This is a genomic window from Stenotrophomonas sp. Steno-C18, from assembly GCF_056393195.1.
This window is the reverse complement of the sequence record NZ_JBWJOX010000001.1, coordinates 195,589-218,044: the sequence shown is the minus strand read 5'-3', so window position 1 is coordinate 218,044 and position 22,456 is coordinate 195,589. Positions and strand designations below refer to the sequence as shown.

Here is a 22,456-nt window from a genome sequence, read left to right as displayed (position 1 = left end):
TCCTCAGGCAGCCTTGGTGAGCGGGGCAAGGGCGCGCGGTGGCAGCCCGGCGACCGCTTCGGCGATGGCACGGATATGGTCGGGCGAGGTGCCGCAGCAGCCGCCGACCAGGTTGAGTAGGCCGGATTCGGCGAACTCCTTCAGGGTGGCGGCCATTTCCTCGGGGGTCTCGTCGTACTCGCCGAAGGCATTGGGCAGGCCGGCGTTGGGGTGCGCGCTGACGTAGCCGCTGGACACCTGCGCCAGCGTTTCCACGTGCGGGCGCATGTCGGTGGCGCCGAGCGCGCAGTTGAAGCCTATCGACAGCGGGTTGCCATGCGCGACCGAGGCATAGAACGCCTCGGCGGTCTGGCCGGACAGGGTACGGCCGGAGGCATCGGTGATGGTGCCGGAGATCATCACCGGCAGCCGCCCGCCGCGCTGGTCGAAGACCTCCTCGATGGCGAACAACGCCGCCTTGGCATTGAGCGTGTCGAAGATGGTTTCCACCATCAGCGTGTCGGCGCCGCCGTCGATCAGCCCGTCGATGGCCTCGCGGTAGGTCTGCCGCAGCGCGTCGAAGCTGGTGTTGCGGAAGCCGGGGTCGTTGACGTCCGGGCTGATCGAGGCGGTGCGGCTGGTCGGGCCGAGCACGCCGATCACGAAGCGCGGCTTGTCCGGGGTGCGGGCTTCCACTGCGTCACAGCACTGGCGGGCGACCTGGGCACCGGCCTTGTTGAGCTCGTACACCAGGTGTTCCAGGTGGTAATCGGCCTGGCTGATCGAGGTCGCGTTGAAGGTGTTGGTCTCCACCAGGTCCGCACCGGCCTCCAGGTAGGCGGTATGGATGCCGGCGATCACGTCCGGGCGGGTCAGCAGCAGCAGGTCGTTGTTGCCCTTGAGGTCGTGCTCGCAACCGGGTTCGTGCACGTGCTGGCTGTCGAACCCGCCCACGAAGCGCTCGCCCCGGTAGTCGCCTTCCTCCAGGCGATGGCGCTGGATCATCGTGCCCATGGCGCCGTCGATGATCAGGATGCGTTGTTCAAGCGCGGCCAGCAGCTTGGCGACGCGTTCGGGGTGGAGCCAGGGGAGGGCTTGCATAGGGCGGGCCGGGTTCGATGCTTCAGGGACGATGGGCGATCAGCGCGATCACTTCGAAGTGCGGCGGGCGCTTCTCGCGGGTCACGGTTTCCAGGCTGGACACTTCCAGCCCGGTCTTCTCGACGAACTTGCGCAGTTCCTTGCCGGTGAAGCCCAGGTTGACGTGGCCGTAGGCCTCGACCGCCACCTTGTGCTCATGCCGGGCCAGGCTGCACAGCATCAGCCGGCCGCCGGGCCGCAGTACCCGGGCGCACTCGGCCACGGCCTTGGCCGGGTGGCTGGAGTAGGTCAGGGCATGCATCAGCACCACCAGGTCGAAGCTGCCATCGGCGAAGGGCAGCTTGTGCATGTCGCCTTCCAGCACCTCCACGTTGGGCAGCTTGCGCAGGCGCTCGCTGGCGGCGGCCACCACGCGGGCGCTGGTGTCGATGCAGACGTAGCGCTGTGCGTGCGGGGCCAGCAGTTCGGCCAGCACGCCATCACCGGAGGCGATGTCGAGCACGTCGCCGGTTTCCAGCAGCGGCAGCGCGCTGCGCGCCATCGCCTCCCAGGTGCGGCCCGGGGAGTAGTGGCGTTCCATGTCGCCGGCCACGCTGTCGGCCCAGTTCTGGTCGGCGGCGCGCATCGCCAGCACCGCCGGCACGCGCTCGGCGTCCTGGCGCAGCAGCGGGTCGTCGCTGCCGGTGCTCAGGGCATGCCACAATGCGCGCTGGGCCGGGTCCAGCGAGGCCTCGTCGAAGCGGTAGTACGCGGACACGCCGGCACGGCGGTCGCGGACCAGCCCGGCTTCCTTCAGGCGCGCCAGGTGGGTGGACACGCGCGGCTGGGCCAGCGTGGTGATGGCCGACAACTCGGCTACGGTGAGTTCTTCCTGTTCAAGCAGCGTCAGCAGGCGTACCCGCGTTGCATCGGCGAACACTTTCAGACGGGTTGACCAGTCTTCCAGATCCATAAATATCTACCTATCGCGATATAGAGATATTTTCGCGCTGCCGCCACGCCGGGTCAAGGCAAGGCATAGGCTGAACCCGGCTGCGATGGTTACAATCGCAACTTGATTCAGCCCTGGGAGGGGTGTTGTGGACTTCAGTTTTTCCGACGAGCAGCTGATGCTGCAGGACGTCGCCCGTCGTATCGCCAAGGAAAAGATCGCCCCGAGCGCCGAGCACTTCGACGCCACCGGTGAGTACCCGCTGGACAACATCCGCCTGCTGGGCGAGAACGGCCTGATGGGCATCGAGGTGCCGGTCGAGTACGGCGGCTCGGGCATGGACCCGGTTTCCAGCGTGCTGGCCATCGTCGAGGTCTCCGCCGCCGACGCGGCGCACGCGACCATCATGTCGGTCAACAATTCGCTGTTCTGCAATGCGCTGCTGAGCTACGGCAGCGAGGCACAGAAGCAGACCTACGTGCGCGCGATTGCCGAGGGCAGCGCGATTGGTGCGTTCGCGCTGACCGAATCGCAGTCCGGCTCCGATGCCACTGCGATGCGCTGCCGCGCGGTCAAGCAGGCCGATGGTTCGTTCCTGGTCAACGGCCAGAAGAGCTGGATCACCTCCGGCCCGGTGGCGCGCTACATCGTGCTGTTCGCGATGACCGACCCGGAGAAGGGCGCGCGCGGCATCACCGCCTTCATGATCGACACCACCAAGCCGGGCTTTGGCCGCGGCAAGACCGAGCCCAAGCTGGGCGTGCGTGCGTCGGCGACCTGCGAGATCGAGTTCCAGGACTACGTGGCCAGTGCCGAGGATGTGATCGGTGAGGAAGGGCAGGGCTTCAAGATCGCGATGAGCCTGCTGGATTCGGGCCGCATCGGCATCGCGTCGCAGGCGGTGGGCATCGCCCGCGCCGCTTACGAGGCTTCGGTGGACTACGTGAAGGAGCGCAAGTCGTTCGGCGCGCCGATCGGCACCTTCCAGATGATCCAGGCCAAGGTCGCTGACATGAAGTGCAAGCTGGATGCGGCGATGCTGCTGACCTTGCGCGCAGCCTGGCTGAAGTCGCAGGGCAGGAAGTTCTCCACCGAGGCGGCGGTCGCCAAGCTGACCGCGTCGGAGGCAGCGATGTGGATCGCCCACCAAGCGGTGCAGATCCATGGCGGCATGGGCTATTCGAAGGAAATGCCGCTGGAGCGTTACTTCCGCGATGCCAAGATCACCGAGATCTATGAAGGCACTTCGGAGATCCAGCGCATGGTGATTGCGCGCAACGAGACCGGATTGCGTTGAGTCGCAGCCAAGCGTGAACCAGAGATCCGATGCCGGGCAACCGGCATCGGATTTTTTCTGTGCTGAGTCTGGTGCGGCGCAGGCGAGGCAACCGCGTTGTAGGAGCGACCTCGGTCGCGAAGCTGATCTAGGCGGAAGCTGCGGAAGTCGTCTGCAATTGCAATCAATGCCGCCGTTCTTCATCGACGGCTTCGCGACCGAGGTCGCTCCTACAGCGTGCCCAAAAAAAGCCCCGGCATTGCCGGGGCTTTTTGTTTGCCGGTACAGCGGTAGGATCAGCGATCCACCTGCGCCGTGCGTACCTTGTGCTGCTCCAGGTACTCCTTCGACGGTTCGTCGAGCTTGTCGCCGAGCACGCGGCGTACGCACACGAAGAACAGCGGGATCAGCAACACGCCGATGAGGGTGGCGAACAGCATGCCACCGATCACGCCGGTACCCAGCGAGTGACGGGCGTTGGCGCCGGCACCGGTGGAGATCGCCATCGGCAGGACGCCCAGGATGAAGGCGAAGGAGGTCATCAGGATCGGGCGGAAGCGCAGGTGCGCCGCTTCGATCGTGGCCTCGCGCAGGGTCTTGCCCATGGCGCGCTGCTCGACCGCGAATTCCACGATCAGGATCGCGTTCTTCGCCGCCAGGCCGATCACCGTCACCATGCCGATCTTGAAGTACAGGTCGTTCGGCAGGCCGCGCATCAACGAGAACACCACCGCACCGAGGATGCCGATCGGCACCACCAGCAGCACCGCGACCGGGATCGACCAGCTTTCATACAGCGCGGCCAGGCACAGGAACACCACCACGATGGACAGCACCATCAGCAGGGTGGCCGCGTTGCCCGCCAGGATTTCCTGGTAGGACATGCCGCTCCAGTCGAAGCCGAAGCCGGCCGGCAGGTCGTCCTGCACCAGCCGTTCCATCGTCGCCATGGCCTGGCCCGAACTGCCGCCCGGTGCCGGCGAACCGACGATGTTGACCGCCGAATAGCCGTTGTAGCGGTTCAGCGCGGGCGGGGCGTAGATCCACTCGGACTTGACCACCGCACTGAGCGGGATCATCGACGACTGCCCGTCGGCGTCCTTGCTCAGCGAGCTGGGCACGTAGTAGCTGCGCAGCGATTCCGGGCCGGTGCGGTAGGCCGCGTCGGCCTGCATGTTCACGCGCTTGATGCGGCCGGCGTAGAAGAAGTCGTTGACGTACACCGGCGCCAGCATCATCTGGATGGCGGTGTAGACGTCGTTGACCTTCACGCCCATGGTCTGCGCCTGCACGCGGTCCACGTGCAGCTGCAGCTGCGGCGAGTTCTCCAGCGTGTTGGGACGCACCGCGGTCAGCGACTTGTCCTGTGACGCGGCGCCGAGCAGGGTGTTGCGCGCATCCATCAGCGCATCCTGGCCGGCACCGGCACGGTCCTGCAGCCACATGTCGAAACCACCGAACTGGCCCAGGCCCTGCACGGTCGGCAGGTTGACGAAGAAGATCTGCGCGTCCTTGATGCCATATGCCTTCTGGTTCATCTTCTGGATGAACTCCGGCGCGGTCTCCTTGCGGGCGTCCCAGTCCTTCAGGCGGACGAAGGCCATGCCCACGTTCTCACCGGAGCCGATGAAGCTGAAACCGGTGATCTGCATCAGGCCTTCGAAGGCTTCTTCCTTCTCCAGCGTTCCCAGCAGCTGGTCGAACACGGCGCTGGTGCGGCTCTTGGTGGCGCCCGGCGGCAGCTGCACGATGGCCAGTGCGTAGCCCTGGTCTTCCTCGGGCAGGAAGCTGCCCGGCAGGCGGGTGAACAGGAAGCCGCACAGCACCAGCAGCAGCGCGAACACCATCAGCCAGCGTGGGCTGTGCTTGATGACGCCGCCGACCGTGCCGACGTAGCTCTTCTCCAGCTTGCCGTAGTACTTGTTGAAGGTGCGGTAGACCCAGTTCGGGTTGTCGTTGTGGGTCGGCTTGAGGAAAGCCGCGCACAATGCCGGGGTGAAGGTCAGCGCCAGCAGCGCCGAGAATGCCATCGACATGGCGATGGTCAGGGCGAACTGCTTGTAGATCTCGCCGGAGGCGCCCGGCTGCAGGGCGCTGGGGATGAACACCGCGGCCAGCACGACGGTGATGGCCACCACCGCGCCGGTGATCTGGCCCATCGCCTTCTGCGTGGCCGGCTTGGGGTCGAGCTTTTCCTCGCTCATGATGCGCTCGACGTTCTCGATCACCACGATCGCGTCGTCGACCACGATGCCGATCGCCAGCACCATCGCGAACAGGGTCAGCTGGTTGATCGTGAAGCCGATCGCCAGCATGCCCATGAACGTGCCGAGCAGCGCCACCGGGATGACCAGGGTGGGGATGATCGTGGCGCGGAAGTTCTGCAGGAAGATCAGCATCACCAGGAAGACCAGCACGATGGCTTCGATCAACGTGTGGATCACTTCCTTGATGGAGATGTTGACGAAGGTGGTGCTGTCATACGGGGTGAACCAGCTCACGCCCGGCGGGAAGCTCGGGGCCAGCTCGTCCATCTTGGAGCGCACCGCCTTGGACACGTCCAGGGCGTTGGCGCCGGGCAGCAGCTGGATGGCGAACACGGCCACCGGCTTGCCGTTGTAACGGGTGTCGAAGCCGTAGTTGCTCGCGCCGAAGGCGACGCGGGCGACGTCCTTCAGGCGCACCACGCTGCCGTCCGCGTTGGCGCGCAGGATGACGTTCTCGAAGTCTTCCGGGGTGCTGAAGCGGCCTTCGGCGACCACCGTGGCGGTGAAGGCCTGGTCGGACGGGGTCGGGTCGCCGCCCACCGAGCCGGCGGCGAACTGCAGGTTCTGGGTGCCGATGGCGTTGTACACGTCGCTGGCGGCCAGGTGGTAGCCCTGCAGCTTTTCCGGGTTCAGCCACACGCGCATGGCGTACTCGGAGCCGAACTGCTGGGTGCTGCCGACGCCCGGCACGCGCGATACCTGCTCCAGCACGCGTGCACCGACGATGTCGTTCAGGGCATCGCGGTCCACGCTGCCGTCATCGGAGCGCACGCCGATGGCCATCAGGAAGCCGGCGTTGGCCTTGGCCACCACCACGCCCTGCTGGGTCACTTCCGAGGGCAGGCGCGGGGTCGCCAGCGACACCTTGTTCTGCACCTGCACCTGGGCGATGTCCGGGTCGGTGCCGCTGTCGAAGGTCAGCGTGATGGTGGCGCGGCCGTTGGACGAGGACGACGAGCTGAAGTACATCAGGTTGTCGATGCCGGTCAGCTGCTGCTCGATCACCTGGGTGACCGATTTTTCCGTGGTCGACGCGCTGGCGCCCGGGTAGTTGGCGGTGACGGTGACCTGTGGCGGAGCCACGCTGGGATAGGACTCGATGCCCAGGTTGAGGATCGAGATCACGCCACCCAGCGAGATCAGGATCGCCACCACCCAGGCAAAGACCGGATGTTCGATGAAAAATTTAGGCATGACGGAGTTCCGTTAGTCCTTCTTCGCCGGTGCCGGTGCCGGCGCCTGTGCGGGGGCACCCGGCTGGGCGGCGGCCTGCGGCTGCCACGGCTTGGTCGTGGCCGGGGCACCTTCCTTGACCTTCTGCAGGCCCGAGACGATGACCTTGTCGCCGCTGGCCAGGCCGGAGGAGACCAGCCAGCTGCCCGACTGCTGGCCATCGAGCACCACGTCCTTGCGCACGACCTTGCCATCGGCGCCGACGACCATCACGTAGCCGCCGCGGGTGTCGCGCTGCACCGCCTGCTGCGGCAGCAGGAAGGCGTTGTTGCGCGCGCCCAGGTTGGCCTTGAAGCTGACGAACGAGCCCGGCAGCAGGATGCGGTCCGGGTTCGGCAGCACCGCGCGCAGCGACACCGCGCCGGTGGCCGGGTCGACCGTCGGCGAGGAGAAGTCCAGCGTGCCTTCGTGGGCGTAGGCGCTGCCGTCGGGCAGGTTGACCTGCACGGTGGTCTTGCCGTCGCCGGCCAGTGCCAGCGCGCCCTTGTCCTGGGCGGCACGCAGGGCGCTCAGCTCATCGGCCGTCATCGAGAAGTTCACGTACAGCGGGTCGATCTGGTCGACCGTGGTCAGCAGGGTCACATCGCCCTGGCCCACCAGCGCGCCTTCGGTCACCTGCGCCTTGCCGGCCAGGCCGGTGATCGGCGAGGTGACGCGGGCATAGCCCAGGTTGATGCGGGCATTGGCCACGGCGGCCTCGGCCTGCTGCACGGCGGCGGCGGCACTGCGCTCGGCGGCCACGGCGTTGTCCAGGTCCGACTGCGACACATACTTCTGTGGTGCCAGCGAACGGGCGCGGGTGGCGGTGGCGCGGGCGTTGGCCAGGGTGGCCCGGGCCGAGGCAAGGGCGCCCTCGGCCTCGTTGAGGGCGGCACGCAGCTGGGCCGGGTCGATCAGGAACAGCTCCTGGCCTTCCTTGACGTTGCTGCCTTCCTCATAGACGCGCTTCTGCAGCACGCCGGCCACGCGCGCGCGCACGTCGGCCGAACGGTACGGGGACAGGCGGCCCACCAGCTCGCGCTGCAGCGGCAGGGTTTGCGGCTTGGCCTCGACCACGCCGACTTCCGGAGGCGGGGGAGCGGCCTGCTCCTGCGGCTTTTTGCAGGCCGCCAGCGAAATTGTCGCGGCGCAGGTAAGGGCGAGGAGACGGAGCGGGGCAGTCATCGGGGGAAAACTCCGGGGGTTCTTGATTTGTTGACGGAACCAGGAATGCCAGTCGGCGGTACCGGAAAGGCGCGCAGGAAGGCATCGATGGCGAATTCGGCCCAACGGCGGCGCTTTTCCGGCGTATCGCGATGGGGGGCGTGAAAGCGTTGGCGTTCGAAGTCCTGACCGGCAAGCATGCTGATCAGCAGTTCGGCCATGAACTGCGGATCGTCATGGATCAGGCGGCCTCTCGCCATCTCGGTTCGTAACCATTCAGTTATCTGACTGCGCACCGCGTCCGCGCTGAGGTTGTACAGGGTACGCGCCTCCTCGTGAAACTGGTTTGCACTGATGGCCAGCAACTGCGCGGTCTGGCGGATGCGGGGCTGGTTGCGGTGTTCCAGGTAGTGGATGGCGAATTCCACCAGGATCTGCCGCAGCGGCCGGCTGTCGCCCTTGATCAGCTGCGCGGTGGTCGTGGCCACGTGCTGCTGCATCACCAGCCGCAGCAGGTTGGTCTTGGAGCCGTAGCGGCTGTACAGGGTCTGCTTGGAACAGCCGACATGGGCGGCCACCGCATCCATGCTCAATTGCATGCCGTGGGTGGCCAGCAACTCGCCCACGGCAGCGAACACGGGCTGGTCCCGTGCCTGGGTGCGCGGCGGAGAGGGGGGCGGGGTGTTCACTTTCTGGACTATACCGTCCAGTACACAATTAGTACAGCGGCGCGAAACCCGACGGAATCGGCATGGCCGGAAATTGGTTGGGAAAGGCTTCAGGATGAAGAATATCCCTTGAAAACAGCGGTTTCGTTACATCTTCATTGCAATTTTGGCGCCGTGATTGCGGCCATGCAGCACAGCTATTTTTGTTGCCGGGGATACAATCGCCGCACCTTCAACGAGCCCTACCCGAAGCTCCGACATGAAATCGCAAAAGCCTGCTGCAAAGTCCGTCAAACCGAAGAGCACGCCCCTGGCCAAGCACGTCCCCGCCGACGCTGCGCTGTCGCTGGAGCCGGTCTTCGCTGCCCTGCGCAAGCGCTATCCCGCCGCGGCGCAGGCCCAGGCGGTCGCATTCGCCTCGGCCTTCTACAAGCGCATGGAAGGGGACGAGTTCAAGCTGCACTCGGCCGATGACTGGGCCGTGCTGGCCGCCGGCATGCTGGAGTTCGCACGTACCCGCAAGGCGGGCAAGGCCAACGTCCGCGTGTTCAACCCGACACTGAAGGCCGATGGCTGGGAGTCGGCGCACACCGTGCTGCAGATCGTCAACGACGACATGCCGTTCCTGGTCGACACCGTGACCCTGGCGCTGGCCGAGCAGGGCGTCGGCGTGCATGTGCTGGGCCACCCGGTGATCGCCATTTCGCGCGACAAGGCCGGCAAGCTGGCTGGCGTGGGTGAGGGTGCGCTGGAATCGGTGATGCTGCTGGAGATCGACCGCCAGCCGGCGGCCGAGCTGGATGCAGTGGCCAAGCGCGTGTCCGAGGCGCTGGACGACGTGCGTGCCATCGTCAAGGACTGGGAGCCGATGAAGGCCAAGGCACAGGCGCTGGCCGATGACCTGGGCAAGCGTGCGCTGCCGGTCAGCAAGGCCTCGCGCGTGGAGGCGCAGGAGTTCCTGCGCTGGGCCGCGGACAACCATTTCACCTTCTTCGGCTACCGCGAGTACAAGGTCGAGAAGCAGGGCAAGGAAGAAGTGCTGGTCGCCCAGAACGGCACCGGCCTGGGCCTGATGCGTGGCAAGGACACCTCGGTGGCGCGCCCGGTCAAGGGCCTGGCCGCGCAGGGCCTGAACACCAGCGGCGGCCTGGACGACGCGCTGATCCTGACCAAGACCAATGCCCGCTCGCGCATCCACCGCGGCGGCTACATGGACTACATCGGCGTGCTGGAGTTCGACGCCAAGGGCAAGATCATCGGCGAGCAGCGCTTCCTGGGCCTGTTCACCTCCAGCGCCTACAATCGTCGCCCGTGGGAAATCCCGCTGGTGCGCCAGCGCTATGAAGGCGTGATGGCGCGCTCGGGCCTGAGCCTGTCCAGCCACAGCGGCAAGGCATTGCGCCACATCCTGGAGTCGCTGCCGCGCGAGGAGCTGTTCCAGTCCAGCCAGGACGAGCTGTTCCGCACCGCCATCGGCGTGCTGGGCCTGCAGGAGCGCGTGCGCAGCCGCCTGTTCCTGCGCCGCGACAAGTTCAGCCGTTTCATTTCCGCGCTGGTGTTCCTGCCGCGCGAACGCTTCAACACCGACGTGCGCCTGCGCATCGAGAGCCTGCTCAAGGATGCGCTGCAGGGCGAGCACGTGGACTCCAGCGTGGTGCTGGGCGACTCGCCGCTGGCCCAGGTGCACCTGATCGTGCGCCCGAAGGCCGGCCAGAGCCTGGAGCTGGATACCGAAGGCCTGGAAAAGCGCCTGGCCCACGTGCTGCGCAACTGGCAGGACGACCTGCGTGAAGCGCTGGTCGCAAGCCACGGTGAAACCGAAGGCCTGCGTATCGCCGCCCGCATCGGCAAGGCACTGCCGGCCGGCTACATCGAGGACTCCAGCGCCGAGATCGCCGCGGCCGACGTGGCCCAGCTGGACGCGCTGACCGGTCCGGAAGACCTGCGCCTGAGCCTGCAGTCGATCCGCCGCGACGACGTCGATGGCCTGCGCCTGAAGCTGTACCGCCAGCTCGACGACATCCCGCTGTCGGACGTGCTGCCGATGATGGAGAACATGGGCCTGCGCGTGGTCGCCGAGCGCCCGTACCGGCTGATGGTCGATGACGCGCCGGTCTACGTGCAGGACTTCGAGGTCGAATCGACCGTGCCGGGCATCGATGCGTCCGCGGCCAATGCCGGTTTCAGCGATGCCTTCGCCCGCGTGTGGCGCGGCGACGCCGAGAACGACGGCTTCAACCGCCTGGTGCTGGCCGCCGGCCTGGACTGGCGCCAGGTCTCGATGCTGCGTGGCTACTGCAAGTACCTGCTGCAGATCGGCGTGCCGTTCTCGCAGTCCTACGTGGAAGGCACCTTCAGCCGCTACCCGCTGCTGGCCCGCCTGATCGTGGAGCTGTTTGAAGCCCGTTTCGACCCGACCCCGGCCGTGGACGCCGCCGCGCTGGACGCCCAGCTGGCCCAGTTCAAGGCGCTGGCCGGTGGCGACGCGGCCACCCTCAAGCTGCTCGACGGCGTGGTCAAGGCGCGCAAGGGCAGCCGCGATGCACGCATGGCGCTGGTCCACGAGGTGCTGGTCAAGCTGCTCGACGGCGTCTCCAGCCTGGACGAGGACCGCATCCTGCGCAGCTTCATCGGCGTGATCGAAGCCACCCTGCGCACCAGCTACTACATGCCGCGCAAGGACGGCCTGCGTGCCGATGGCGGCCCGGCCGACTACATCAGCTTCAAGTTCGATGCCGCCAAGGTGCCGGACCTGCCCAAGCCGCGCCCGTACCGCGAGATCTTCGTGTGCGGCCCGCGCGTGGAAGGTACCCACCTGCGCTTCGGTCCGGTGGCCCGTGGCGGCCTGCGCTGGTCCGACCGCCGCGAGGACTTCCGCACCGAAGTGCTGGGCCTGGTCAAGGCACAGATGGTGAAGAACACCGTGATCGTGCCGGTCGGCTCGAAGGGGGGCTTCTTCGCCAAGCAGCTGCCCGACCCGTCGGTGGACCGCGATGCGTGGTTCGCCGAGGGCGTGGCCTGCTACAAGCGCTTCATCAACGGCCTGCTGGACATCACCGACAACATCGTCAACAACAAGATCGTGCCGCCGGTGGGCGTGGTGCGCCATGACCAGGACGATCCGTACCTGGTGGTGGCCGCCGACAAGGGCACCGCGACCTTCTCCGACACCGCCAACGGCATCGCCCGTGCGCACGGTTTCTGGCTGGACGACGCGTTCGCTTCCGGTGGTTCGGTCGGCTACGACCACAAGGGCATGGGCATCACCGCGCGCGGTGCGTGGGAGTCGGTCAAGCGCCACTTCCGTGCACTGGGCCGCGACTGCCAGAAGCAGGACTTCACCGTGGTCGGCATCGGCGACATGTCCGGCGACGTGTTCGGCAACGGCATGCTGCTGTCCGAGCACATCCGCCTGGTCTGCGCGTTCGACCACCGCCACATCTTCCTGGACCCGAGCCCGGTGGCGGCGAGCTCGTTCAAGGAACGTGCGCGCATGTTCACCGTGCCGCGCTCGAGCTGGGCGGACTACGACAGCAAGCTGATCAGCAAGGGCGGCGGCATCTACCCGCGTTCGCTGAAGTCGATCGAGATCACCCCGCAGGTGCGCGAGGCCCTGGGCATCGACGCCAGCATCAAGGCGATGACCCCGACCGACCTGATCAACGCCGCGCTGAAGGCGCCGGTGGACCTGCTGTGGAACGGTGGCATCGGCACCTACGTCAAGTCCTCCACCGAGACCAATGCCGACGTGGGCGACCGTGCCAACAACGCGCTGCGCGTCAACGGTGGCGAGCTGCGCTGCAAGGTGGTGGGCGAGGGCGGCAACCTGGGCATGACCCAGCTGGGCCGCATCGAGGCCGCGCAGGTGGGCGTGCTGCTCAACACCGACTTCATCGACAACTCGGCCGGTGTGGACACCTCCGACCATGAAGTCAACATCAAGATCCTGCTCAACGACGTGGTGCGCGCCAAGAAGCTCACCGTCGACCAGCGCAACAAGCTGCTGGCGTCGATGACCGACGAGGTCGCCGAGCTGGTGCTGATGGACAACTACCGCCAGAACCAGGCACTGAGCCTGATGGAGCGCATGAGCGCGACCCGCCTAGGGTCGAAGCAGCACTTCATCCGCACGCTGGAACAGCAGGGCCTGCTGGATCGCCAGATCGAGTTCCTGCCGTCCGACGCCGAGCTGTCGGCACGCAAGCTGCGTGGCCTGGGCCTGACTCGTCCGGAGCTGGCGGTGCTGCTGTCGTACTCCAAGATCGTCGCCTTCCAGCAGTTGCTGGAATCGGACATCCCGGAGGACCCGTACCTGTCCAAGGAGCTGCTGCGTTACTTCCCGCAGCCGCTGCAGAAGAAGTACGCCGATGCGATGGACCGCCACCGCCTGAAGCGCGAGATCATCGCCACGGCGGTGACCAACCAGACCATCAACCGCATGGGCGCCACCTTCCTGATGCGCATGCAGGAGGACACCGGCCGTACCGTGGCCGAGGTCGCCAAGGCCTACACCATCAGCCGCGAGACGCTGGATGCCCGTGCGCTGTGGACGCAGATCGACGCACTCGACGGCACCCTGCCGGAGGCCGTGCAGGTCGATGCGCTGGAGGTGATCTGGAAGCTGCAGCGTTCGTTCGTGCGTTGGCTGCTGAACCGTCCGGGTGCGATGCCGGGAATCACCGCCGCGGTCGATCGCTACCAGGGGCCGTTCAACGACATCCGCGTCGCCTCGGGCGTGCTGCCGGATTCGCAGCGCCCGGCCTACGAGGCCAGCGTCAAGCAGTGGAAGGAGAAGGGCCTGCCGGCGGCACTGGCACAGCAGCTGTCCGAACTGCACTTCCTGGAGCCGGCGTTCGACATCATCGAGCTGGCGCGTACCCGCAAGCTCAAGCCGGTGGACGTGTCCAAGGTCCACTTCCGCCTGGGCGAAGCCCTGCAGATGCCGTGGCTGTTCGAGCAGATCGACGCGCTGGAGGTCAATGGTCGCTGGCATGCGGTGGCCCGTGGCGTGCTGCGCGACGAACTGGCCGCGCACCAGCGCAACCTGACCGGCCAGGTGCTGTCGATGAAGGGCGCCTCTGCCGAGGCCAAGGTGGCGGCCTGGTTGAACCGGGACGACAGCAGCCTGCGCTTCACGCTGTCGATGCTGGCCGAGTTGGCCGAGCAGAAGACGCTGGACTACCCGACCGTGTCGGTGGCGGTGCAGCGCCTGGGCCAGTTGGCCGCGCACGGCGTCTGAAGCTGATGGTTTGAAGGCCGGGCCTGCGCGAGCGGGCCCGGCCTTTTTTGTTTCCGGTGTTTCTGCTTTTTTTCCTCACCCCAACCCCTCTCCCGCGGGCGGGAGAGGGGCTTGAAGCAGCCTTGGCGGACTGGAGCCACCCTCCCGCCCGCGGGAGAGGGGTTGGGGTGAGGGCAAGAGGCAGCAACAGGAAACCCCACGCATGAAAGCAATGCTGTCGCTTCAGCCGCAGCGGGTTATCCTCGCCCCCAGAGCCGAACCCGAAGACGCCCGTGTCCCCCCGAATTGCTTTCCTGGCCAGTTCCGTCGACGCCGCGCAGCAGGCCCGCGCCACGCTGGCGGCCCGCTATGGCGACCATGATCCGGAAAATGCCGACGTGATCTGCCCGTTGGGCGGCGACGGCTTCATGCTCCAGACCCTGCACCGGCACGGCAACAAGGGCAAGCCGGTGTTCGGGATGAAGCTCGGCACGGTGGGTTTCCTGATGAATCACCACCGCGACGAAGACCTGGTCGAACGCCTGGCCCAGGCCGAGCCGGCGCACCTGCGCCCGCTGGAGATGATCGCGCTGACCGAATCCGGTACCAGCACCGGCTCGCTGGCCTACAACGATGTCTCGATGCTGCGGCAGACCCGCCAGGCCGCGCATATCGGCATCGACCTCAATGGCCAGCAGCGGGTGGAAGAGCTGATCTGCGACGGTGTGCTGGTCTCCACGCCCGCCGGCAGCACCGCCTACAACTATTCCGCGCATGGTCCGATCCTGCCGCTGGGCTCCAACACCATCGCTTTGACTCCGCTGGCCCCCTACCGGCCGCGCCGCTGGCGCGGGGCGATCCTCAAGGCCGACACCGAGGTGCGCTTCCGGGTGCTGGACCCCTACAAGCGCCCGGTCAGCGTCACCGCAGATTCGCACGAAACCCGCGACGTGGTGGAAGTCACCATCCGCGAATCGCGCGAGCGCCAGGTCACCTTGCTGTTCGACCCCGAGCACAACCTCGAAGAGCGCATCCTCAGCGAGCAGTTCATGTTCTGAGTGGGCGGCGTGACCGCCGTTGCACGGGGTTCCGGGTAGACTGGGCCCCGCTCTTCGATATCACTGGGTTCCTCGTTCATGGGTGACAACACTCCCCGGCTCCTCACCGTCGCGGTGACTTCGCGCGCCTTGTTCGACCTCGAGGAAGGGCATGCGTTGTTCGAACGCGAAGGGGTGGAGGCCTACGCGGCCTACCAGCGCGAGCACGAGGACGACATCCTCAAGCCGGGCGTGGCTTTCCCGGTGGTACGCAAGCTGCTGGCCCTCAACGACGGTGCACCGGAAGACACCCCGCGGGTGGAGGTGATCCTGTTGTCGCGCAACTCCGCCGACACCGGCCTGCGCATCTTCAACTCGATCCAGCATTACGGGCTGGACATCGTGCGCGCCACCTTCACCGCCGGCGAGCCCACCTGGCCGTACGTGAAGCCGTTCGGCACCGATCTGTTCCTGTCGGCCAACCCCGAATCGGTGCGGCGTGCATTGGTGCATGGCATCGCCGCGGCGACGATCCTGCCGCAGAGCGCTGCCGACGTGCTCGCCGCCACCGCCGCGGCAACCGATACCGGGCGTCCGAGCACCCAGCTGCGCATCGCCTTCGATGGTGACGCGGTGATCTTCAGCGACGAGAGCGAACGCATTTCGCGCGAGCAGGGCGTCGAGGCATTTGGCCGGCACGAACGCGAACGCGCGCACGAGCCGCTCAGTGGCGGCCCGTTCCGCAACTTCCTTTCCGCCCTGCATGCGCTGCAGGCGGCCTTTCCGCCTGGCGAGGCAGCGCCCATCCGCACTGCGCTGGTCACCGCGCGCTCGGCGCCGGCGCATGAGCGCGTGATCCGCACCCTGCGCGAATGGGGGGTGCGCCTGGATGAAGCCCTGTTCCTGGGCGGCCGCCACAAGGGGCCATTCCTGGAAGCCTTCGGCGCGGACATCTTCTTCGACGATTCGCAGCACAACATCGACAGCGCACGCCAGCATGTGACCGCCGGCCACGTGCCGCATGGCGTCGCCAACCCCGATTGATCCGCGGCAGGAGCAACTTCGGTCGCGAGGCCAACATTCCTCGCCAGGTCCGCAACCACGCGGACCGGCCAGGACGCAGCGCCGAGCATCGCTCGGCGCTGCCGTGGTCGGTTTGCAAACCGCCATGCAACGCATGTTAGGATGAAACCGCTTTCGCGGGCCTCGTCTTGACCCAGCGACAATCCTGTCGCGTCCTTTTCCATCTGCACGCAAGCGGCAGATCACCCGCCCGCACAGCACCCACCCGGTGATGAAGGGGCGGGGCCTGTTCCCCGACCGGTGGCTTGAATTCGCCAATCCCTCGTCGTGCTGCCTTGCGTGGCGGCCGGGTGTTTCGCGCGCGGCGCGGGACCGGACGCATTGTCTCTCCCGCCCGTGCATAACGCGCCCTTGCGCAGTGTTGTCGTGCCTGCACGGCAGCAGCTACACAGGAGAAACAACCCGAATGACCATGCGTATCGCCATTCTTGGTGCCGGCCCGAGCGGCCTGGCACAACTGCGTGCATTTGAATCCGCCCGCCGCGCGGGTGCACAGGTACCGGAGATCGTCTGCTTCGAGAAGCAGTCCGATCTGGGGGGAATGTGGAACTACACATGGCGCACCGGGCTGGATGCCTATGGCGAACCTGTACACGGCAGCATGTACCGCTACCTCTGGTCGAACGGCCCGAAGGAAGCGCTGGAATTCGCCGATTACAGCTTCGAAGAGCATTTTGGCCGCCCGATCGCCTCCTACCCGCCGCGCGCCGTGCTGCGCGACTACATCATGGGCCGCATCGAGAAGAGCGGCGTGCGCGACCAGATCCGCTTCAACATGGCAGTGCAATGGGTGGACTATTCCGAGCAGACCCAGCGCTTCACCGTGACCGTGCGTGACCTGAAGAAGGACGAGCTGGCAAGCGAGGAGTTTGATCGCGTCATCGTCGCCACCGGCCATTTCTCCACGCCGAACGCGCCGTTCTTCGAAGGGCTGGAGCGCTTCCCGGGACGCGTGCTGCATGCGCATGACTTCCGCGATGCCTGCGAGTTCACCGGCAAGGACCTGTTGCTGGTCGGCAGCAGCTACTCGGCTGAGGACATCGGTACCCAATGCCACAAGTACGGTGCCAGGTCGGTGACCTACAGCTATCGCAGCGCGTCGATGGGCTATGACTGGCCGGAGGCATTCGACGAGCGGCCGCTGCTGCTGCGCGTGGAAGGCACCACCGCGCATTTCGCCGATGGCAGCAGCAAGGACGTGGATGCCATCGTGCTGTGCACCGGCTACCAGCATCACTTCCCGTTCCTGCCGGATGCGCTGACCCTGCGCACCCGCAACCGGCTGTACCCGCCGGACCTGTACAAGGGCGTGTTCTGGATCGACAACCCGAACCTGATCTACCTGGGCATGCAGGACCAGTACTACACGTTCAACATGTTCGATGCGCAGGCCTGGTACGCGCGCGACGTGATCCTCGGGCGGATCGCCTTGCCGGAGGGGGCGCGGATGCAGGCTGACAGCCAGGCCTGGGTGGCCCGTGAGGAGGCCACCACCTCGGTCGAGCAGGACATCGATTTCCAGACCGCCTATGTGCGCGACCTGCTGGATGCGACCGACTATCCCGACTTCAACGTCGAAGCGGTTGCCGACCTGTTCAAGCAGTGGAAGCACGACAAGAAGGACGACATCCTCGGCTACCGCAACTGCAGTTATCGCTCGGTGCTGACCGGTACCCTCGCGCCGCCACACCACACGCCGTGGATGGAGGCGATGGATGATTCGCTGGAGGCGTTCCTGGCCGACAGCGTGGTCGAGGAACCGCAGCGGCGTATCGCCTGAGCGGGGAGGGCGCCGACAACCGGCGCCCTGGTAGTGCCGGGCCATGCCCGGCACGGAACACCCGCAACGCAGCGTGGCTGCGCGCGGCGTTGCAGGGGGCGTTTCGCGCGTGGACGCGCGGCTACGGCGTTTGCAGCGGCAACTGGATGTTGGTCAGCCGCCAGCGCAGCCCTTGCCGGCTCAGCACGAACACCACTTCGCGGCCATCCTCCAGGCGGGTGGTGGCGGTGAAGCGCGACAACGATTCGTAGTGGCCCTGGGTGTTGGCCAGGGGCTTGGCCGGCGCGGGCGGGCCCCAGGTATCGCCATTGGCGGTGTTGCCGATGGCACGCTTCCACAGGCTGTCGCCCTGCAGCAGGGCGGCCACGCCGATGGGGGTCACCATCGTGTCGACGCCGGCGCCGGTCACGTTGCTGGCTACGCCCAGCAGCACCGCGCCGAAAAGATTGGACTGCGCGTCGGGACCGGCCTTGCGCACCATGTAGTCGCCGAGCTGGGCCTTGAGGTTGACCCGCAACGCCGGGAAGTCGACGTGACGTTGCAGGCGGCCGGTGTCGCGTTCCTCGATGGCACGGCTGATGCCGTGGATGGCGAGGTAAGGGCCGCCAATGACATAGCCGGCCAGCGCCAGGGCGACCAGGATGACCGCCGGAAGGATCCATTTCTTCATCGTTTGCTCCTGCGGCTCACTGCCGTCCGCCGGCCTGCGATTCGGCCCAACGACGCAGCATAACCAGGGTTTCGGCCCACGCCTGGCTGCAGAAGCCGAAGTACTCGCTGTCGGGGTCCCAGCCCAGGTGCTGGAACTCCACCACGGTCATCGGCTCGCCTTCGTGCGGCAGGCCGCGCCACGCGCCGGGGCTGGCCCGGCGCGAGAGGTCGAAGCGGATTTCGGTCCCGGCCCAGGACGAGGCCGGGCTGAGCGCCGGGTGATGGCTGATGACCTCCAGCCGCACGTGTTGGCCGGGTACGGCCTCCAGCAGCTTCATCGCCACCACGCCATGCGCGCCACCGGGGTTGTGACTGATGACCGGCTCGCCATCGATGACATGGTGCTGGTGGGGGATCCACCAGCGGCTCAGGCCCTCGGCCGAGGCCAGGGCTTCATAGACGGTGGCCAGGGGAGCGTCGATCCAGAGCTGGTGGTGGATGCTGGCCATGGCGGTGGGGTCCGGGAGGGTTGCAGGCAAGGTTGCCGCAAATCCGTGTTGGCTGCGTGAACCCCGGCTCAGAACTCCAGGTCCAGTGCCGCGCACAGGTAGTCGACGAACGGCGCCAGCGCGGCCAGGTCCTTGGCCAGGGTCTGGCGCAGGCGCGGCCCGGTCATGGTGTCGTCGTCGATGGCGCGCCACAGCACCCAGTTGCGATGCTTGAGGTCGTCGATGAACTCGAAATCGGCGGGGAACCCGCGCGGCGGGCGCACCAGTTTCTCGCTGGTCTCGAAGTCGTAGCGCTTGCGCACCGCCGGCGCGTGCGCGGCGGCCTTCCAGCTGCCCGGGTTGTCGAAGATGAACTGACGCAGCTTGCGCTGGGTGTCCGGTTCCGGATGCCAGATGCCGGCACCGATGAAGTTCTCGCCCGGTGCCAGGTGGATGTAGTACGACGGCGCGGGGACTTCCTTGCGGCGTTCGTGGAACAGCCGTGCGCCCTGCCAGGTCTTGTATGGCGTCTTGTCGTTGGAGAAGCGCGAGTCACGGTAGATGCGGAACAGCGAACCACCGACGGTGCGCGGGTCGGCACGGAAGTGCGCGCTGACCTCGGTCAGGTCTGGCTGCAGGTCGGTGATCAGGCGCAGGAACGGCTGCCGTACGTGGTCTTCGTACTGCTGCTTGTGCTCGGCAAACCAGGCCTTGTCGTTGTGCCGGGCCAGGCCGCGCAGGAATTTGTAGCTGGCGTCGCTGAAGTACTGGGTCATAGCGTGGTCTGCAGGTCGTTGCCCCACTGGTCCAGCGCGTCGAGCAGGGCCAGGGAAGCCGGGTTGTCCTGGTGTTCGGAACGGAGTGCGGTGATCTGCGCGAAATACGCCGGCAAGGTCTGTTCGGACAGGCCGGGCACGTCGAGCAGTCGCTGGCGACGATACGCATCCCAGCGTGAGCGTGCGGTCGCATCCAGCGATTGCGGGTGGTTACGGGCGCGGTAGCGGAACAGCAACTCCGGCAGGCGCGGGTCACGGAAGCGTTGTTCCAGCGCCTGGAGTGCCTCCGGTGGGGCGGTGCGGACCTTGCTCAGCAGGCCCTTGTCGCCTTCGGCCAGGAAGCCGTCGTACAGCGAGGCGTCGGCGTCGACCGGGCCTTCCTGGCCGCGTTCGCGGGCGAACACCTGGCGGGCCTTTTCGGCCAGTGCCGGGCCGATCGCGCGCAGCCTTTCGGCCTTGGCTTCGACCTCGGCCGGGTCGATGGCCAGGCGCTGGAAGTCGGGCGCGCGCAGGTGGTTCCAGGCCACCAGCGCCGGCACCTTGTTGAGGTGGACCTCTTTCAGCGGTACGCGCTGCTGGCCTTCGGGCAGGTCGGCGGCGCGGGTGTACAGGCGCTGGGTGATCTCCTCCACCGACAGGTCCATCAGCGCGTCGACGTCGCCTTCCAGATCGAACACGATCACCCGGTTGTTGATATGCGGATGGTGGGCCAGCGGCAGTACCGGGGCCGCGCACAGCCGGCTGGCCGGGTAGCGCATGGAGATGTGCAGTACCGGCTGCATCGCCACCACGTCGAGCAGGCTGGCGACGAAGCGCTTGTCGCGCAGGCGCAGCGCGTACTCCCACATGCGTGGCTGCGCCTGCTGGAAGCGACGCGCCATGCCGATGGTGGCGTAGACGTCGGACAGTGCCTCGTGGGCGTCGCCTTCGCGCACGTCGTTGGCCAACGCGAGGTGTTCCAGCTTGAACGAGGTGGCGCCGTCCTCGCGGGTGGGCCAGTGGATGCCCTCCGGGCGCAGCGCGTGGACCAGGCGCAGCATGTCGAGCAGGTCCCAGCGCGAGTTGCCGCTGCGCCACTCGCGTTCGTACGGATCATGGAAGTTGCGGAACAGCCCGTAACGGACGAATTCATCGTCGAAGCGCAGCGTGTTGTAACCCAGCGTGCAGGTCTTCGGGCGTGCCATCAGCTCCTGGATGCGGGCGAACGCCTCCGCTTCGCTGACGCCTTCGGCCAGCGCGTGCTGCGGGGTGATGCCGGTGATCAGCGTGGCGATGGGTGATGGCAGCAGGTCATCGGCCGGTTTGACGTAGAAGCTCACCGGCTCGTCGATCACGCGCAGTTGCGGGTCGGTACGGACCGCGGCGAACTGCGCGATGCGGGTGCGGCGTGGGTCCTGGCCGAAGGTCTCCAGGTCGTAGAACAGGAAGCTGTCGGCCATCAGTGCGCGCCCTCCAGTACCGGCAACTGCGCGTGCACGACCTGCTCCAGCGCGGCCCAGTCGATGTGCGCCAGCGTGTCATGGCCGGCGGTGGCGTCGGCCAGGATGCGCTGCTGGATGCGGGTGCGTTCCAGCGCGAGCGCATAGGGCGTGTGCAGGAAGGTGACCATCGTGTAGTGCGGGACAAAGCGGGTCGGCCAGCGCGCCTGCAGGGCCTGTTCCAGCTCGCGCTGCAGCAGGAAGGCCGGGTCGGCGACGCGGTCGCGCATCTCCAGGTAGTTGTCCAGCGCCATCTGCTGGATGGCCGCGGCATTGGGCTTGCGCTCGGCCTCGAACGCAGCGAAGGCGTCTTCGGTGGTCGCGCATTCGGCCAACGTGCGGGCCAGCACCACGCAGTCCTCGAACGCGCAGTTCATGCCCTGGCCGTGGAACGGCACCATCGCGTGCGCGGCATCACCGATCAACACGGCCTTGCCATCCTGGTGCCAGCGGTCCAGGTACAGCGTGCCGAGCAGGCCCGGCGGGTGTTGTTCCCAGTCCTGGCGCAGGTTGGGGATCAGCGCCAGCGCATCCGGGAAGTCGCGCTGGAACAGGGCCTCGGCTTCGGCACCGCTGCGCACCGTGGCGAAGCTCGGCTCCCCGGCGTTGGGCAGGAACAGGGTGACGGTGAAGGTGCCCTCGTCGTTGGGCAGGGCGATGCACATGTACCGGCCACGTGGCCAGATGTGCAGGGCATTGCCCTCGATCAGGAAGCGGCCGTCCGGACCGGGCGGGATCTCCAGTTCCTTGTACGAGTGGTCGAGGAAATCGATGCGCTCGCCCAGCGGTGACTTGCGGTTCATTGCCGCGCGCAGCGCCGAACCGGCGCCGTCGGCGCCGATCAGCGGTGTGTCGAAGTGGATGTCATGCGGCGAGTCATCGCGGTCATCGATGAAGCGGGCGTAGCCGGCATCGAAATCCACCGTGTGCAGGCGCCGGTGGAAATGCACCTGCGCACCGGCTTGCTCGGCCAGCTGCAGCAAGGTGACATTGAGGTCCTTGCGGTGCACCGACCAGATCACCTCGCTGTCGTCGCGCCCATACCGCTGCAGTTCCTCGTCGCCGCCACGCGGATGCACCATGCGTCCGCGCATCATCACCGTGCGCGCCATCACGGCGTCTTCCACGCCGGCCTGACGCAGTGCATTGCGTCCGCGCTCGGCCAGGGCCAGGTTGATCGAGCGGCCGGACTCGTAGTCGGCCACGCGCGGATCGCCGCGACGTTCGTAGATGGTGATGCGCCAGCCCTGGCGGGCCAGCAGGATGGCGAGCAGCGAGCCGGCCAGGCCGGCGCCGATCAGGGTAAGGCTGCGGGGAGCGGTCGTGGTCAAATGCAGGGGTTCCGTA

At 66.8% G+C, this 22,456-nt stretch carries 14 protein-coding genes and 1 pseudogene; 5 read left to right on the top strand and 10 right to left on the bottom strand.

Translation table 11 applies throughout. The annotated features are described in order from the left end of the window. Nucleotides 1-3 precede the first annotated feature (3 nt). Both AC06FE_RS00995 and AC06FE_RS00990 read right to left on the bottom strand, forming a co-directional pair. Complete coding sequence (locus AC06FE_RS00995; protein WP_478072002.1) at nt 4-1,080, bottom strand: homocysteine S-methyltransferase family protein; 1,077 nt, start codon at nt 1,078-1,080, stop codon at nt 4-6. Nucleotides 1,081-1,102: 22 nt separating this feature from the next. Continuing rightward, nucleotides 1,103-2,032 carry an ArsR/SmtB family transcription factor gene (locus AC06FE_RS00990; RefSeq protein WP_478072001.1) on the bottom strand — a complete coding sequence of 310 codons (930 nt, stop codon included), beginning with the start codon at nt 2,030-2,032 and terminating at the stop codon, nt 1,103-1,105. A 127-nt stretch (nt 2,033-2,159) separates the two neighbouring features. Here AC06FE_RS00990 and AC06FE_RS00985 point away from each other — a divergent pair, with 127 nt between their 5' ends. Beyond that, nucleotides 2,160-3,308: an acyl-CoA dehydrogenase family protein gene (locus AC06FE_RS00985; protein ID WP_132864274.1), complete on the top strand. Its 1,149-nt coding sequence runs from the start codon at nt 2,160-2,162 to the stop codon at nt 3,306-3,308. Nucleotides 3,309-3,583: 275 nt separating this feature from the next. On the opposite strand, the gene AC06FE_RS00980 is transcribed toward AC06FE_RS00985, so the two are convergent. From AC06FE_RS00980 to AC06FE_RS00970, 3 genes and pseudogenes are all read right to left on the bottom strand, one after another. Then, a complete protein-coding gene (locus AC06FE_RS00980) occupies nt 3,584-6,748 on the bottom strand; it encodes an efflux RND transporter permease subunit (protein ID WP_132864273.1) in 3,165 nt (1,054 codons plus the stop codon). Between the two features lie 30 nt (nt 6,749-6,778). Continuing rightward, nucleotides 6,779-7,951 (bottom strand): annotated as a pseudogene (locus tag AC06FE_RS00975) (efflux RND transporter periplasmic adaptor subunit); the annotation flags it as partial. Then, the gene (locus tag AC06FE_RS00970; protein WP_478072000.1) at nt 7,948-8,619 is read right to left on the bottom strand and encodes a TetR/AcrR family transcriptional regulator; all 672 of its coding nucleotides are present in this window, start codon (nt 8,617-8,619) and stop codon (nt 7,948-7,950) included. The gene AC06FE_RS00970 and the pseudogene AC06FE_RS00975, both read right to left, overlap by 4 nt. A 238-nt stretch (nt 8,620-8,857) precedes the next feature. Here AC06FE_RS00970 and AC06FE_RS00965 point away from each other — a divergent pair, with 238 nt between their 5' ends. The 4 genes from AC06FE_RS00965 (at nt 8,858) to AC06FE_RS00950 (ending at nt 17,716) form a co-directional block, all read left to right on the top strand. Next, the gene (locus AC06FE_RS00965; protein ID WP_478071999.1) at nt 8,858-13,837 is read left to right on the top strand and encodes an NAD-glutamate dehydrogenase; all 4,980 of its coding nucleotides are present in this window, start codon (nt 8,858-8,860) and stop codon (nt 13,835-13,837) included. 272 nt (nt 13,838-14,109) lie between these two features. After that, complete coding sequence (locus AC06FE_RS00960; protein WP_132864269.1) at nt 14,110-14,874, top strand: NAD kinase; 765 nt, start codon at nt 14,110-14,112, stop codon at nt 14,872-14,874. Between the two features lie 78 nt (nt 14,875-14,952). Continuing rightward, nucleotides 14,953-15,897, top strand: a complete 945-nt coding sequence (locus AC06FE_RS00955; protein WP_132864268.1) for a 5'-nucleotidase — start codon at nt 14,953-14,955, stop codon at nt 15,895-15,897. 445 nt (nt 15,898-16,342) lie between these two features. Then, the gene (locus AC06FE_RS00950; RefSeq protein ID WP_478071998.1) at nt 16,343-17,716 is read left to right on the top strand and encodes a flavin-containing monooxygenase; all 1,374 of its coding nucleotides are present in this window, start codon (nt 16,343-16,345) and stop codon (nt 17,714-17,716) included. A 121-nt stretch (nt 17,717-17,837) separates the two neighbouring features. Here AC06FE_RS00950 and AC06FE_RS00945 read toward each other — a convergent pair whose 3' ends face one another. Genes AC06FE_RS00945 through AC06FE_RS00925 form a run of 5 tightly spaced genes read right to left on the bottom strand, consistent with a single transcriptional unit; the run spans nt 17,838 to nt 22,440 of the window. After that, entirely contained in the window at nt 17,838-18,386 is a 549-nt protein-coding gene (locus AC06FE_RS00945; RefSeq protein WP_478071997.1) for a DUF2939 domain-containing protein, read from the bottom strand. Between the two features lie 16 nt (nt 18,387-18,402). Next, a complete protein-coding gene (locus AC06FE_RS00940; RefSeq protein ID WP_478071996.1) occupies nt 18,403-18,906 on the bottom strand; it encodes an SRPBCC family protein in 504 nt (167 codons plus the stop codon). 38 nt (nt 18,907-18,944) lie between these two features. Further along, nucleotides 18,945-19,631, bottom strand: a complete 687-nt coding sequence (locus AC06FE_RS00935; protein ID WP_446540443.1) for a DUF2461 domain-containing protein — start codon at nt 19,629-19,631, stop codon at nt 18,945-18,947. Beyond that, the gene (gene sbcB / locus AC06FE_RS00930; protein WP_478071995.1) at nt 19,628-21,070 is read right to left on the bottom strand and encodes an exodeoxyribonuclease I; all 1,443 of its coding nucleotides are present in this window, start codon (nt 21,068-21,070) and stop codon (nt 19,628-19,630) included. Before sbcB ends, AC06FE_RS00935 begins: the two co-directional genes overlap by 4 nt. Continuing rightward, nucleotides 21,070-22,440, bottom strand: a complete 1,371-nt coding sequence (locus AC06FE_RS00925; protein WP_478071994.1) for an FAD-dependent oxidoreductase — start codon at nt 22,438-22,440, stop codon at nt 21,070-21,072. The genes sbcB and AC06FE_RS00925 overlap by 1 nt, the downstream gene beginning before the upstream one ends. Nucleotides 22,441-22,456 lie beyond the last annotated feature (16 nt).

Excerpts from the sequence above, each read along its gene's own strand:
- AC06FE_RS00995 (WP_478072002.1), bottom strand. The coding sequence starts at position 1,080 with ATGCAAGCCCTCCCCTGGCTCCACCCCGAACGCGTCGCCAAGCTGCTG.
- AC06FE_RS00990 (WP_478072001.1), bottom strand. The coding sequence starts at position 2,032 with ATGGATCTGGAAGACTGGTCAACCCGTCTGAAAGTGTTCGCCGATGCA.
- AC06FE_RS00980 (WP_132864273.1), bottom strand. The coding sequence starts at position 6,748 with ATGCCTAAATTTTTCATCGAACATCCGGTCTTTGCCTGGGTGGTGGCG.
- AC06FE_RS00965 (WP_478071999.1), top strand. The coding sequence starts at position 8,858 with ATGAAATCGCAAAAGCCTGCTGCAAAGTCCGTCAAACCGAAGAGCACG.
- AC06FE_RS00955 (WP_132864268.1), top strand. The coding sequence starts at position 14,953 with ATGGGTGACAACACTCCCCGGCTCCTCACCGTCGCGGTGACTTCGCGC.
- AC06FE_RS00950 (WP_478071998.1), top strand. The coding sequence starts at position 16,343 with ATGACCATGCGTATCGCCATTCTTGGTGCCGGCCCGAGCGGCCTGGCA.
- AC06FE_RS00945 (WP_478071997.1), bottom strand. The coding sequence starts at position 18,386 with ATGAAGAAATGGATCCTTCCGGCGGTCATCCTGGTCGCCCTGGCGCTG.
- AC06FE_RS00935 (WP_446540443.1), bottom strand. The coding sequence starts at position 19,631 with ATGACCCAGTACTTCAGCGACGCCAGCTACAAATTCCTGCGCGGCCTG.
- sbcB (WP_478071995.1), bottom strand. The coding sequence starts at position 21,070 with ATGGCCGACAGCTTCCTGTTCTACGACCTGGAGACCTTCGGCCAGGAC.